Raw genomic sequence first — 13521 nt, forward strand, 5'->3', positions numbered from 1 at the left:
GAATCGCTCTTGCCTCGGAACGATACTGCCATTACCCATTTTTCCGCCTTGAAGAGGCAGGGGGAGCTCTTTCACTGATGGCGACCGTGTTCGAACATCGGCGCGACACCGCGTGCGCCTGAAAGAGTTTTGATGCTGCTCGTCGTCGAACAGTTCTTGAACGGATTGCAGTTCGGCCTGCTCCTGTTCCTGCTCGCCGCCGGCCTGACGCTGGTGTTCGGGATCATGGATCTCGTCAACCTCGCGCACGGCTCGCTCTACATGATGGGCGCCTATTTCGCCGCGACCTTTGCGGCCTGGACCGGCAGCTTCCTGCTCGGTGCGCTGATGGCGTTAGGGGCGACTTTGGTGCTCGGCATCGTGCTGGAGATGTCGGCACTGCGGCATCTCTACGGGCGCGACCATCTCGACCACGTGCTCGCGACCTTCGGCCTGATCTTGTTCTTCAATGAAGCGGTGCGGCTGATCTGGGGTCCGGCCGGGCTTGCGCTGCCGCTGCCGGCCTGGCTCACGGTGCCGGTGCCGATCCTGCCCGGCATCCACTATCCCGCCTATCGTCTCGCCATCATCGTGGTGGCGCTGCTGGTCGCGCTGCTGCTCTATCTCGGCGTGATGCGCACCCGCATCGGCATGCTGATCCGCGCCGGTGCCTCCAACCGCGAGATGATTGGTGCGCTCGGCATCAACATCAAGCTGCTCTATACGCTGGTGTTCGGCCTGGGCGCCGCGCTCGCCGGCCTCGCCGGCCTGATGCAGGCGCCGATCCTCACCGTGCAGATCGGCATGGGCGAGAACATCCTGATCCTCGCCTTCGTCATCATCGTGATCGGCGGCATCGGCTCGATCCGTGGCGCGTTCCTCGCCGCGATCTTCGTCGGCATGATCGACACGCTCGGCCGCGCCTTCCTGCCCAACCTGTTGCGGCAGGTGCTGAGCGGCGCCGCCGCCTCCACCGCCGCGCCCGCACTGTCGTCCATGCTGATCTATCTGCTGATGGCGATCGTACTGGTGGTGCGCCCGGAGGGGCTGTTTCCGGCCAACCGTCGATGAAGGCTTTCACTGTGAGCAAGGCCGTCACGGCCCTGATGCTGGCGGGCCTCGTGCTGCTGCCGCTCTATTCGCAGCTGTCCGGCAACATCTTCATCCTGACGCTGTTTACCCGCATCGTCATCCTGGCGCTGGCGGCCGCGAGCCTCAACCTCATCATGGGTTTTGGCGGCATGATGAGCTTCGGCCACGCCGCCTATCTCGGCATCGGCGGCTACGCGGTCGGCATGCTCGCGCAGGAAGGCGTCGGCTCCGGCTTCATCCAGTTCCCGGTCGCGCTCGCAGCTTCCGCGATCTATGCGCTGGTGATCGGCGAGCTCTCGCTGCGTACGCGTGGCGTCTACTTCATCATGATCACGCTGGCGTTTGCGCAGATGGCCTATTACGTCGCCTCGGGCCTCGCGCGTTACGGCGGCGATGACGGTCTCACCGTCTACAAGCGCAGCGACTTCTCCGGCCTGATCAACCTGTCGAACCGCACGCAGTTCTATTATCTCTGCCTCGCCTGCCTGTTCGCCGTGATCGTCCTGATCTGGCGCATCGCCAATTCGCGCTTCGGCCTCGTCTTGCAGGGCCTGCGCTCCAACGAGCAGCGGATGCAGGCGATCGGCTTTCCGGCAAAACGTTACCAGCTCGTCTGCTTCGTCATCTCCGGTATGATGTGCGGCCTTGCCGGCGCACTGCTCGCCAACAACACCGATTTCATCAGCCCGGCCGTGATGTACTGGACCCGCTCCGGCGACCTCATGGTGATGGTGATCCTGGGGGGCATGGGCACGCTGTTCGGCCCGGTGATGGGCGCGGTGGTGTTTTTGCTGCTGGAAGAATTCCTGTCGCAGATCACCGAATACTGGGCGCTGATCATGGGCCCGCTCTTGCTGCTGATCGTGCTGTTCGGCCGCGGCGGCATCATGGGCCTGCTCGGGAGGCTCAATCGTGGCTGAACCGCTGCTCCGTGTCGAAAAGCTGGTGCGCCGATTCGGCGGCATCGTTGCGACGGACAACGTCTCGCTCGACGTAGCTAGCGGCGAGTTGCACGCCATCATCGGCCCGAACGGCGCCGGCAAGACCACGCTGATCAGCCAGCTCACCGGGCACCTCGAACCGCATTCCGGCAGCGTCTCGCTCGGCGGTCGCGACATCACCTATCTGCCGGCCTATCGCCGCTGCGCGCTGGGGCTCGCCCGTTCGTTCCAGATCACCTCGCTGCTGCTCGACTTCACCGCCGCCGACAATGTCGCGCTGGCGGCGCAGGCGCATGCAGGCCACTCGTTCCGCTTCTTCGCCAATGCGCGCAAGGAGAAGGGCCTGCGCGATGCCGCCCATGCCGCGCTCGACCGCGTCGGGCTCGGCCATCGCGCCGATGTCCTGGTGTCCAGGCTCAGCCATGGCGAGCGCCGCCAGATCGAGCTCGCGGTCGCGCTCGCGAGCAAGCCGAAGCTGCTGCTGCTGGACGAGCCGATGGCGGGTCTTGGCGTCACCGAATCCCAACGCATGGTGCAACTGCTTCAGGAGCTGCGGAAGGAAGTCTCGATCGTGCTGGTCGAGCACGATATGCCAGCGGTGTTCGCGCTTGCCGACCGCATCTCGGTGCTGGTCTATGGCCGCGTCATCGCCTCCGGTGATCCGGCCGCGATCCGCGCCAACGAGGACGTCAAGCGCGCCTATCTCGGCGACCAGCACGTGGTGACGCACCATGTCTGAAAAGGTGATGGCTGACACGCTGCTCGACGTCGACGGCATCGAGACCTGCTACGGCCTCTCCCAGGTGCTGTTCGGCCTGTCGCTGTCGATCAAGCCGGGCGAGATGGTCTCGCTGATGGGCCGCAACGGCATGGGCAAGACCACGACGATCCGCTCCATCATGGGCCTGACACCGGCGCGCGCCGGAACGATCCGCTTCGCCGGCGCAGAAGTGCGGCATCTTCCATCCTACAGAATTGCAAAACTCGGCGTTGGCCTCGTTCCCGAGGGACGCCAGATCTTCCCGAACCTCACCGTGCGCGAAAATCTCGTCGCGGCCGCGGCCGATCGCTTCGGCAGCAGCAATCCCTGGACGCTCGCCGCGATCTACGTGATGTTTCCGCGCCTCGCCGAGCGTGCCGCCAACATGGGCAACCAGCTCTCCGGCGGCGAGCAGCAGATGCTCGCGATCGGCCGCGCGCTGATGACGAATCCGAAACTGCTGATCCTGGACGAAGCGACCGAGGGTCTTGCGCCGCTGATCCGCGAAGAAATCTGGAACTGCCTGTCGCTGCTGAAGAGCCGGGGACAGTCGATCCTGGTCGTCGACAAGAACGTCGACCACCTCGCCCGCATCTGCGACCGCCACTACATCATCGAGCGCGGCAAGACGGTGTGGAGCGGCACGTCCGTCGAGCTGATGGCGGAGCCGGATCTCCAGCACAAATATCTGGGCATCTGACGCGCTCCTGGACCTGGTTGCCGTATCGTCCGTGCAGATCGCCTCGCGCGCAGAACATCGTCGAGGAGGTCAGTTTCGAAGCTCTCCAAACTGCGCGCAGAGGTCTTGAGTGCGCCGCCGCCAGCCGCCAATGTCGCGGCGTAGCGGATTCGATGCAGGACTTCTACAATCAAATTGCCGGACGGCCTGAAGACGACATCATCGGCTCCGCACAGCGAGGCGCTTCGACAGCGCCTCAATGGCTGGATTTCCCGGGCTGTGTGTTCATCAGAGGTGAGTTTCGCACCGATCCCGATCGGCCCGCAATCGTAGCGCCGGGCTTGTTCATCTCCGTCGCACTCGATGAAGGCGCAGGCCGCGGCATTCTGACGCGCACAACCGGTGCAGGGCAGATGACGGCGATTGCCGTGCGCGAATCCCTCGCCGTGGGAGGCTCGGTTCGCTGCGGCGAACGTCCTGCGATCGGCCTGGCGCTTCCCCAAGCCTCCATCGACGGGCTTGGACTCGGCGACGAGGTTCGGGCGCTGTTCAAGACCGACGCGTTGGGCACGGCCATCGTCGCTCTCACGGCGTCTCCGCGTGTGCAGGCCCTCGCGGCAGAAATGTTCTCGCCACCGGTGGCCGGAAACGCGACGCAATTGCTGCTGTCGGCGCATGCCGCCGAGATCGTGGTCCACGCCTTGTTCGGCGAGCGCGGGATCGCGCTCGATCCTGCAGCCGACCTCCAGCGGGTGCGATTGCAATCGGTCAAGGCGCGAATGGATGCCGATCTCGCTTATCCCTGGAGCATCGACGAACTGGCGCGGAATGCGGGGCTGAGCCGCCGGTCCTTCAACCAGAAATTCCAGATGGCGTATGGCGAGAGCGCGATCGACTATTTGCGGGCCCGCCGACTCGGTGCCGCACGTGACCTTCTGATTCATCAACGGTTGTCGGTCACCGAGGCGGCCTTTCGGGTCGGCTATGCCCATCCGGCCAATTTCGCGACGGCATTCCGCAGGCACTTCGGCTATTCGCCGAGCCACTGTCAGTAAACTTGAACGCCTCCACGTGCGATCAAAGGTGATTTGCGCGCGCGCAAAGGCGGTGTGCGCCTCGATCTGGTTACTCCCGGGTTGTTCGAACACGGAACTCGGGGAAGACAATGACGCGCAACGACGGGCGGATGCTCGGCTGGGAACGGATGGCGAGAACTGGTCTGGGAGCGGCCGGCCTGGGAATAGTCCTGCACGCAACGCCGTCGGTCGCACAGACCTCCGGGACCAATTCGACGTCGACCGCGGCGACATTGCCTCCCGTCACGGTGGAGGCACCGATCCAGGCGCGTCCGCGCACCCAGCCCGCTCAGGGAGCTTCGCAGCCGTCGCGCGGCCGCGTCGCGACGCAACGCAATGCCGGGCCCGCGCCAGCCGGAAATTCGGGCGTGCGCGAGGCGGGTGCCGGTCGCGCCAACGCGTCGAGCGAAAGCAGCTATGTTGCAGACAGGAGTTCGGCGGGTACCAAGACCAACACGCCGTTGCTCGAGACGCCGCAGTCGATCTCGGTCGTGACGCGCAAGGAACTCAACGACCGCGCCGTCCAGACGCTGACGGAGGCGGTTGGCTATGAACCCGGCGTCCGTATCGATGCCTCCGGCTACGATCCGCGTTTCGACGCGATCGCGATCCGCGGCTTCGACATCACCTATAACGGCGTTTATCTCGACGGCTTGCGGCTCGTCGGAGCCGGTCTCAGCGTGTTCAAGACCGAGCCCTATGGGGTCGACAGCATCACTGTGGTCCGCGGGCCCAGCTCGGCGCTCTATGGCCTCGGCTCGCCCGGCGGATTGATCGATCTGTCGAGCAAGCTGCCGACCAGCCAGCCGTTTCACGAAGTGCAGACGGTGTTCGGCGACCGCGATCGCATCCAGGGCAATTTCGACCTGTCGGGCCCGGTCGATGCCAACGGTCAGTTTTCGTATCGGCTGACCGGCGTGATGCGTGACGCGAACGTGTTCGTGCCCGGCGGCAAGGATAACAGGACCTACATCGCGCCCGCCGTCACCTGGAAGCCGGATCAATCGACGACCCTGACGATTCTCGGGTCCTATCAGAAGTCGAAGACGCCCGGATCCATGTTCACCCACTCCACGGGCACCGGCACCGCCACCGACATCTTCACGGGCAGCCCGTCCTACAATTCGCTCGACCAGGAGCAGGGACGCGTGGGCTACCTGTTCGAGCATGCGTTCAACAACGCCGTGACCGTCCGCCAGAAATTCCGCTACGTCGATGTCGACGCGGTCACCCGCTATGTGGGCTTTCTCGGGGCGCCGGTGGGCAATGTCGTCTCGCGCTATACCGGCTACGTCCACGACACGCTGCAATCGGCCATCATGGATAACCAGGTCGAGGCCAAGCTATCGACCGGGCCCGTGCAGCACACACTCCTGATCGGCACCGACTACACCTCGTCGAAGTTCAACGACAAGCAGGGATTCGGCTTCGGCGTCTCCGATCTCAACCTGGCCGCGCCGGTCTACGCGCCGGAATCCATTCCCGATCCCGCGATCTCGTCCTCGACAGCCCAGCGGCAAACCCAGTCCGGCGTGTATGTTCAGGACCAGGCCAGGCTCGATCACTGGATCCTGACATTGAGCGGCCGCAGCGACTGGGTCAGCACCACGGGTGAGGATCTGTTCGCGCTGACCCGGCAGACGCAGTCCGATCAGGCCTATAGCGGGCGCGCCGGGCTGACCTATGTGTTCGATTCCGGTGTTGCGCCTTACGTTGCCTATTCGACCTCGTTCTTTCCCAATCTCGGCGTCGATCCGTCGGGCGCCTTCTTCAAGCCGACCACCGGCAAGCAGACTGAAGTCGGTGTGAAGTACCAGCCGCAGGGGACGAGGAGCTTCATTACCGCGGCGGTGTTCGATTTGACCCAGGACGGCGGCCTGGTCACGACGGGGACGGGCGTGACGGTCCAGCGTGGCGAGATTCAAAGCCGCGGCTTCGAATTGCAGGCGCTTGCAAGCCTGGGCGGTGGTTTCGACATCACCTCGTCGTACACCTATCTCGACATGGTGACCAAGCAGGCCGCGGACGACTCGCTGATCGGCAAGTTTCCCTCGGGCAATCCCCCGCATACCGCGACGCTGTGGGCGAACTATGCCCTGCCGCTGGCCGGACCGTTTGCAGGATTGAGCGTCGGTGGCGGCGCGCGTTACATGTCCTGGAGCTACGGCGATGATGCGAACACGTTCAAGAACAGCTCGGTAACCCTGATCGACGCGGCGCTGAAATATGATTTTGGCCAGGCGGCGAAGGAGCTGAAGGGCCTCCAGTTCCAGGTCAATGCCAAGAACCTGTTCAATCTGCACTACACCACGTGCCAGGTCGGTTATTGCTACCGCGGCGCGCCGCTGACCGTCATCGCAACGCTCGGGTATCGCTGGTGAACCAGCTTGCGCCTGAGAACCCCGGTTATCCGGTCAATATGCCTTACCCAAATCGCTGGCGCCGGCGACTAACGCGCCAGGTGGTGGGTACCGATTTCAACCAAAGTGGTCCGGCAGGACAGGCGGTAGATCAGGCTGAACAATTGAACCCACATGATCGAACTCCACTGTTGATCACATGCACGATATTAGGCCCCCAGTCTTTCCGGCCGTTTTCGAGGGACAGGGAAAATGGCTTCGTCGGCGAGCGCCGTGATGTCGTCGGAACAGACCGGACGAAGTCGCCTCACGCGGGCGTGAGACGTATCTCCGTCAAAACACCTCGAAATATTCGCGGTGCTCCCAGTCGGTCACCTCTGACAGGAAGCGGTCGATCTCGGCATTCTTGATGTGGGTGTAGTAGTCGACGAACTCGGGCCCGAACTTCTCGCGGAAGAACGGATCGTCCTTCAGCGCGGCGACCGCATCGCGCAAGCTCTTCGGCAACGGCGGCGCCTTGGTCTCGTAGGGCGTGTCGGCGGACGGGCCGGGGTCGAGCTTGCGATCGACGCCGTCGAGGCCCGACAAAATTTGCGAGGCCATGTAGAGATAGGGATTGGCGGCGGGCTCGCCGATGCGGTTCTCCAGGCGCGTTGCGGCATCATTGGCGCCGCCGAGCACGCGGATCATCACGCCGCGATTGTCGCGGCCCCAGATCGCGCGGTCCGGCGCCAGCGAATAGGAGCGGTAGCGCTTGTAGCCGTTGATGGTCGGGGTGGTGAACACGGTCGAGGCGCGGGCGTGGTCGAGCAGGCCGGCAAGGTACGCCTTGCCGAACGCACTGAGCGGCTCGCCGCCGTCCTTCGTCATGAACTGGTTCTCGCCGGTCGTGCGCGAGACGATCGACTGATGCAAGTGCCAGCCGCTCGCGAACACATTCGGCAGTTTCGGCCGGCACATGAAGGTGGCGTGATAGCCGTGGCGGTGCGCAATCTGCTTCACGGCAGAGCGGAACAGCACCATGTTGTCGGCGGGCTCCAGCCCCTTCCTCGGCGCGAAGGTGAATTCGCACTGGCTCGGCCCGAACTCGACCTCGACCGAGCGCAAGGGCAGTCCGAGCGCGACGATATCGCGGCGCAGGATCTCCAGCACCGGCTCCATCTGATCGAAGCGCTGCTCGGTGAGGTATTGATAGCCGTGGCTGAGCAGGCTCACCGACGGCGGCGTGCCGGGCTGGCCGGCATCTTCGGGCCGCATATGCGCGTCGTCGAGCTTGAAGATGTGGAATTCAACCTCGAGGCCGGCGACGAAATCGTGGCCGCGGCCGCTGAGATCATCGAGCACCTTGCGATAGAGGCCGCGGGTCGCGAACGGCACGGGACGGCCGTCGCCAAAATAGAGATCGCAGAGCACCCAGCCCGTCGCGGGCGCCCATGGCAGCACGCGGAACGTGGTTGGGTCGGCGACCATCAACACGTCGGCCGCGCCCTCCATCTCCTTCATGCCGAACCCGCCGCCTGACGTGAACACCGGAAACACCGTGCGGTGCGAGGTATCCTTGGCGAGCATGGTCGTGGTGATGGAGCAGCCGCTCTCCAGCGAGGCGATCGCCTCGGCGGCGATGATGGTCTTGCCGCGCAAAATGCCGTGCTGGTCCGGGAAGGCGAGGCGGATGACCTCGAGGTTCTTTTCCTCGACGATGCGGCGCAGGCGCGCTGCGGCGTCCCTCTGCTCATCCGACCACAGCGCATGATGCGCGACGAAAGTCACTCGGTTGCTCCTTAAGTCCGTGCTGTCATCGCCCGCGAAGGCGGGCGATCCAGTATTCCAGAGACGGCGACGTGTCCACGAGAGGCCGCGGCGTACTGGATGCCCCGCCTTCGCGGGGCATGACAGTGGAGTATGCGGCGCACGCCGCTGATTGACGGCATTATCACTCCGCCGCCGTCAGCCGGTGCACGTTGTCCGCGATCTCCTTCGGCACCGGCGCGGCCCAAGGTGCGCCGCGGCGGCGCTTGACGTCGACCTCCATCCAGTAGAGCTCCCAACCCTGGGTCGGCCCGATGCCGTCCATGGTGGCCGGTCCCTGGATGCTGCGCGCCCTGCTCTCGTCCAGGAACAGCATCGGCTTCTCGCCGCCGCCGACCTTCTCGATCTCAGCCCGCAGCAGGCGGCGGTACTGCACGATCGCCTTGTCGCTCGAGCCGAGATGCTCCTTGGTGCGGTCCTGGATCGCGCCCATCGATTCCACCGCCCACTGGTCGTGCACGTTGATGTCGGTGCCCATGCCGGTATAGGTCGCGGTCGCCTGCTCGTGCGGATCGAAGCCGTAATCGTTGCCGCGGTTCTTGCGCGATTTGTAGTCGGGCAGCTCATAGAGCTCGAGCCGCTGATCGCGCATCTTCTGCTTGTCGACCGGGTTGGTGTAGCTGGTGAAGATCGCGTACCAGTAGCAGTTCTCGTCGTCGACCGGCACGTGCCACTGCGTGATCGTCATTTCCGTGCTCATCGGGATGACGAAGCCGTGCGGGAAGAGCTGGTTGGTGACGCGCACATGGGTGCGCTCCTCGTCGATCTCGCGCAGCGCGATCAGCCGCAGGCCATATTCGGTGTGTTCGACATTGATGATCGGCCGGTCGTACTCGCGCAGGATCTTTGTCATCGGCAGGTCGCTGCCGGCGGAGGCGCCGCGGAACTGCTTGCCGTAAGCCGTCGACGTATCCTCGTCCTCGAAGAAGCGGTGCAGATAGGAGGCGTGCGCGGGATCGATGCCGACCTCGAGGGCCTGAAGCCAGTTGCAGGCCATGTGGCCCTTGAACGCAAAAGTGTGCGTGCCGGGCGCGACAAAGCAGTCGAGCTCCGGAAATGCCGGCGGCTCACCCTCGCCGAGATAAGCCCAGAGGATGCCGCTCTTCTCGACCACGGGATAGGAGCGCTGGCGAATGTTCTGGCAGAGTTTTGAATCCTTCGGCTCCGCCGGCGTCTCGATGCACTGGCCGGTGGCGTCGAACAGCCAGCCATGGAAGGCGCAGCGCAGGCCGCCATGTTCGAGACGTCCGAAGGCGAGGTCGGCGCCGCGATGGGCGCAATGACGATCGATCAGGCCGTAGCGTCCGCTCTCGTCGCGGAACAGCACCAGGTTCTCGCCGAGCAGTTTGACGGGACGGATCGGGCGCGTGCCGTCCAGCTCATCGACCAGCGCCGCCGGCTGCCAATAGCTCCGCATCAGCTTGCCGCAGGGGTCCTTCGGACCGGTACGGGTGATCAGGTCGTTCTGCTCCTGGCTCATCATGGCGGGCGTCCTTTGTCGGAGAGGCGTTTGTTCGCCTATTGAACGAATGGGCGAATTATGCCATGCCTTGGTCCGGCGGCAAGCAATATTTTGCAGGATGTTCCCGGACCTATGCCCAAGCTGAAGCGCAGCGAAAACGACGCGCGGGCGACGGATTTCGTCGAGAGCCTCGATCGCGGCCTGCGCCTGCTGCAATGTTTCGGCGCGACCACCGGCCCGATGACGCTGAGCGATCTCGCCCGGGCCGCGGAGCTGCCGCGCGCCACTGCGCGGCGCATGCTGTTCACGCTTCAGCGCGGCGGCTTCGTCGCCGGCGACGGCAAGCTGTTCTCGCTGACGCCGCACGTGCTGACGCTCGCGGCGTCCTACCTGCGCTCCAGCCAGCTCGTCGCCGTGCTTCAGCCGGTGCTCGATCGCGTCGCCACGGCAGCGCAGGAAATCTCCTCGCTCGCGGTGCTCGACGGCGACGACGTCGTGTTTGTCGCGCGCAGCAGCCCGGCGCGGATGTTTTCGGGTGGGCTCGAGATCGGCTACCGGCTGCCGGCGTTCTGCACCTCGGTCGGCCGCGCCATGCTCGGGCAGTTCGATGATGCAGCGCTTGCCGCACGCCTGAAGACAATGAAGCGCGAGATGTTGACGCCGCAGACAGTGACCGATCCCAAGGCGCTGCTGGCCAGCATCACCGCGGATCGCGAGCAAGGGTATTCGCTGGTCGATCGCGAGGCAGAGCCGCATTTCCGCTCGATCTCGGTTCCGGTGCGCCGCTACGACGGCGTGATCGTCGCCGCCATCAACATGGGCGCCCATGTCGACCGCGTGCCGGCAGGGGAGTTGGTCGACCGGTTGCTCCCGCTGCTCCGCGAAGGCGCGGAGTCCGTGCGGTCGCAGCTGCTCTAGCAACGATCGTTGGCGCCGCGCGTCCGCGGGCCTATAATCTCGTCACGCAAGACAACAGGGAGGACGCCATGAAACACACCATGGTTCCCAGTGATCGCGTGGAGCACGTCGGTGTCTACGGGCGCGACGGCGCGAAGCTCGGCTCGATCGAGCGGCTGATGCTCGACAAGGTGACCGGCACGGTCGCCTACGCCGTGATCAAGACTGGCGGGCTGCTCGGCACGCACCACCATTATCCGGTGCAGTGGGGCGCGCTGAAATACGATCCCGCGCGGCAGGCTTTTCGTGTCGAGGTGACGCAGGACGAGCTCGCCAGCGGACCGTGCGAGTTCGACGGCGACGAATTCGACTGGGGCGATCGTTCGCGGCCCTACGCGCACCCGAATTATTGGTCGATCTGACGGCGCGATTGCGGCAGGCGTCGCGCGCTGAGCCGCCTCACTTGGTCGCGGTGCGCCGGCGCGCTCGCTGTGTCAAAAGGCAAAAATGCCGCATGACACACCTCTCATCGCCACCATCGTCGTCGGACTTGGACTAGCTTTCGTACTTGGAACTATAGCGCAGCGGTTCCGCATTCCGCCGCTTGTCGGCTACCTGCTCGCCGGCGTTGCCGTCGGCCCGTTCACGCCAGGCTTCGTCGCCGACCAGGCACTTGCGACCGAGCTCGCCGAACTCGGCATTATCTTGCTGATGTTCGGCGTCGGCCTGCATTTTTCGCTCCAGGATCTGCTGAGCGTCCGGCACATCGCGGTTCCGGGCGCCGTCGTGCAGATTGCAGTCGCCACACTGATGGGGCTCGGCCTTTCATGGCTGATGGGCTGGAGCGTCGGTGCGGGACTCGTGTTCGGACTGGCGTTGTCGGTCGCGAGCACTGTGGTCCTGCTTCGCGCGCTGCAGGAGCGGCGCCTGATGGAGACCGATCGCGGCCGCATCGCGGTCGGCTGGCTCATCGTCGAGGACCTCGCGATGGTGCTCGTGCTGGTGCTGTTCCCGGCGATCGCAAGCCTTCAGGGCGCCAGCGGCGACAAGCCAGCCTTCGAGCCGCTGGCCGCGCAGGCCGGCTTCGGGCTTGCCGGCATCGTGATGCTGACCCTGGCCAAGATCATCGTGTTCATCGGGCTGATGCTGGTGGTGGGGCGCCGGGTGATTCCCTGGATCCTGCACTACATCGCCCATACCGGCTCGCGGGAATTGTTCCGTCTCGGCGTGCTTGCGATCGCGCTGTGCATCGCATTCGGGGCGACGAAGCTGTTCGACGTCTCGCTGGCGCTGGGCGCGTTCTTCGCCGGCATGATGCTGCGGGAATCTCCGCTCAGCGCGCGCGCCGCGCAGGAATCGCTGCCGCTGCGCGATGCCTTCGCGGTGCTGTTCTTCGTCTCGGTCGGCATGATGTTCGATCCGATGAGCGTGGTCCGCGAGCCCTGGCCGCTGTTGGCGACGTTAGCGATCATCATGCTCGGCAAATCACTCGCGGCGTTCATGATCGTGGTGCTGTTTCGGCATCCGGTCGCGACCGCGCTGACGATCTCGGCGAGCCTGTCGCAGATCGGCGAGTTCTCCTTCATCCTGGCCGAGCTCGGCGTCGCCTCGCAGATCCTGCCCAGCGACGGTCGCGACCTGATCATGGCCGGCGCGATCCTCTCCATCATGCTCAACCCGCTGATGTTCGCGGCCGCCACCTGGCTCGCGCCGCGTCTCGACCCGCGCCGGGATTCACCGCAGGCCGCGGCCGCCGTGCCCGAACCGATCCGCACCACGGACCTGACCGACCATACGATCGTGATCGGCTATGGCCGCGTCGGCGCGCTCGTCGGCGATGCCCTGAAGCAGCGGCAATTGCCGTTCCTTGTCGCCGAGGTCGGCGAGAGTGCGCTGGCGAAGCTGAAGCAGGGCGGCATCGAGACCATCATGGGCAATGCCGCGCAGCCCGAAATTCTCGGCGCCACCAATCCGTCACGGGCGCGGCATCTCGTCATCGCGATCCCCGAGGCGTTCGAGGCAGGGCAGATCGTGCAGCAGGCGCGTGGCCAATCCGGACATCCGCATCATCGCACGAGCGCATGCGGATGCCGAGGTCGATCATTTGAAGGGGCTGGGAGCGGATGTCGTCATCATGGGCGAGCGGGAGATCGCGCGCGGCATGATCGAGGAGCTGGAGAGGAGAGTTCCAGATGCTGCCCAGCAAGATCCCCGTCCGCTCGAGGCCGGTTCGGTCGTTTGACCTGATCACGCCGCAGGGCCAGACCTACCGCTTTCCGCCGCCGACATTGTTGCAGCGGTTGTTGCGGTTGCTGTTCGCGCATGCGGAGACGGTGGCGATTTCGGCGGCGATCCTGGCGTTGATCTATGTGGCGGGCTTTGCCGCCGAAGCACTCGACCGTTCGGTGTTCGATGCGTGCAACGATCGGGTTGGGGTGCGCAGGGTGGGTTAGCCTGCAGCTGCGC

General features: G+C 64.8%; 11 protein-coding genes and 1 pseudogene. 10 read left to right on the forward strand and 2 right to left on the reverse strand.

Going from position 1 to position 13521, the window contains the following annotated elements:
- Positions 1-132 precede the first annotated feature (132 nt).
- The 6 genes from J4G43_RS03695 to J4G43_RS03720 all read left to right on the forward strand — a co-directional run bounded on the left by J4G43_RS03695 (position 133) and on the right by J4G43_RS03720 (position 6908).
- Positions 133-1050: a branched-chain amino acid ABC transporter permease gene (locus J4G43_RS03695; RefSeq protein WP_028139755.1), complete on the forward strand. Its 918-nt coding sequence runs from the start codon at positions 133-135 to the stop codon at positions 1048-1050.
- Positions 1047-1991 carry a branched-chain amino acid ABC transporter permease gene (locus J4G43_RS03700; protein ID WP_208084028.1) on the forward strand — a complete coding sequence of 315 codons (945 nt, stop codon included), beginning with the start codon at positions 1047-1049 and terminating at the stop codon, positions 1989-1991. Before J4G43_RS03695 ends, J4G43_RS03700 begins: the two co-directional genes overlap by 4 nt.
- A complete protein-coding gene (locus J4G43_RS03705) occupies positions 1984-2751 on the forward strand; it encodes an ABC transporter ATP-binding protein (protein ID WP_063979902.1) in 768 nt (255 codons plus the stop codon). Before J4G43_RS03700 ends, J4G43_RS03705 begins: the two co-directional genes overlap by 8 nt.
- Complete coding sequence (locus J4G43_RS03710; protein ID WP_225004601.1) at positions 2744-3472, forward strand: ABC transporter ATP-binding protein; 729 nt, start codon at positions 2744-2746, stop codon at positions 3470-3472. The genes J4G43_RS03705 and J4G43_RS03710 overlap by 8 nt, the downstream gene beginning before the upstream one ends.
- Before the next feature lie 152 nt (positions 3473-3624).
- Positions 3625-4506 carry an AraC family transcriptional regulator gene (locus J4G43_RS03715; protein WP_208084029.1) on the forward strand — a complete coding sequence of 294 codons (882 nt, stop codon included), beginning with the start codon at positions 3625-3627 and terminating at the stop codon, positions 4504-4506.
- 110 nt (positions 4507-4616) lie between these two features.
- Positions 4617-6908, forward strand: a complete 2292-nt coding sequence (locus J4G43_RS03720) for a TonB-dependent siderophore receptor (protein WP_208084030.1) — start codon at positions 4617-4619, stop codon at positions 6906-6908.
- 312 nt (positions 6909-7220) lie between these two features.
- Here the strand turns inward: J4G43_RS03720 and J4G43_RS03725 are convergent, their stop codons facing one another.
- Together J4G43_RS03725 and J4G43_RS03730 are read right to left on the reverse strand one after the other, a co-directional pair.
- Positions 7221-8657, reverse strand: a complete 1437-nt coding sequence (locus J4G43_RS03725; RefSeq protein WP_208084031.1) for a glutamine synthetase family protein — start codon at positions 8655-8657, stop codon at positions 7221-7223.
- Between the two features lie 163 nt (positions 8658-8820).
- Positions 8821-10179 carry an aromatic ring-hydroxylating dioxygenase subunit alpha gene (locus J4G43_RS03730; protein WP_208084032.1) on the reverse strand — a complete coding sequence of 453 codons (1359 nt, stop codon included), beginning with the start codon at positions 10177-10179 and terminating at the stop codon, positions 8821-8823.
- Between the two features lie 111 nt (positions 10180-10290).
- Here J4G43_RS03730 and J4G43_RS03735 point away from each other — a divergent pair, with 111 nt between their 5' ends.
- The 4 genes and pseudogenes from J4G43_RS03735 (at position 10291) to J4G43_RS03750 (ending at position 13508) form a co-directional block, all read left to right on the forward strand.
- Positions 10291-11076: an IclR family transcriptional regulator domain-containing protein gene (locus J4G43_RS03735; RefSeq protein WP_208084033.1), complete on the forward strand. Its 786-nt coding sequence runs from the start codon at positions 10291-10293 to the stop codon at positions 11074-11076.
- A gap of 68 nt (positions 11077-11144) precedes the next feature.
- Positions 11145-11477 carry a PRC-barrel domain-containing protein gene (locus J4G43_RS03740; protein ID WP_208084034.1) on the forward strand — a complete coding sequence of 111 codons (333 nt, stop codon included), beginning with the start codon at positions 11145-11147 and terminating at the stop codon, positions 11475-11477.
- 85 nt (positions 11478-11562) lie between these two features.
- A pseudogene (gene ybaL, locus J4G43_RS03745) lies at positions 11563-13297 on the forward strand (YbaL family putative K(+) efflux transporter).
- Entirely contained in the window at positions 13248-13508 is a 261-nt protein-coding gene (locus J4G43_RS03750; protein WP_208084035.1) for a hypothetical protein, read from the forward strand. Before ybaL ends, J4G43_RS03750 begins: the two are co-directional and overlap by 50 nt.
- Positions 13509-13521 lie beyond the last annotated feature (13 nt).

Origin of the sequence: Bradyrhizobium barranii subsp. barranii (assembly GCF_017565645.3) — a bacterium.
Taxonomy (GTDB): domain Bacteria; phylum Pseudomonadota; class Alphaproteobacteria; order Rhizobiales; family Xanthobacteraceae; genus Bradyrhizobium; species Bradyrhizobium barranii.

Coding starts and splice junctions, on each gene's coding strand:
- J4G43_RS03750 (WP_208084035.1), top strand. CDS start 13,248: ATGCTGCCCAGCAAGATCCCCGTCCGCTCGAGGCCGGTTCGGTCGTTT.
- J4G43_RS03715 (WP_208084029.1), top strand. CDS start 3,625: ATGCAGGACTTCTACAATCAAATTGCCGGACGGCCTGAAGACGACATC.
- J4G43_RS03730 (WP_208084032.1), bottom strand. CDS start 10,179: ATGATGAGCCAGGAGCAGAACGACCTGATCACCCGTACCGGTCCGAAG.
- J4G43_RS03710 (WP_225004601.1), top strand. CDS start 2,744: ATGTCTGAAAAGGTGATGGCTGACACGCTGCTCGACGTCGACGGCATC.
- J4G43_RS03695 (WP_028139755.1), top strand. CDS start 133: ATGCTGCTCGTCGTCGAACAGTTCTTGAACGGATTGCAGTTCGGCCTG.
- J4G43_RS03735 (WP_208084033.1), top strand. CDS start 10,291: ATGCCCAAGCTGAAGCGCAGCGAAAACGACGCGCGGGCGACGGATTTC.
- J4G43_RS03720 (WP_208084030.1), top strand. CDS start 4,617: ATGACGCGCAACGACGGGCGGATGCTCGGCTGGGAACGGATGGCGAGA.
- J4G43_RS03700 (WP_208084028.1), top strand. CDS start 1,047: ATGAAGGCTTTCACTGTGAGCAAGGCCGTCACGGCCCTGATGCTGGCG.
- J4G43_RS03740 (WP_208084034.1), top strand. CDS start 11,145: ATGAAACACACCATGGTTCCCAGTGATCGCGTGGAGCACGTCGGTGTC.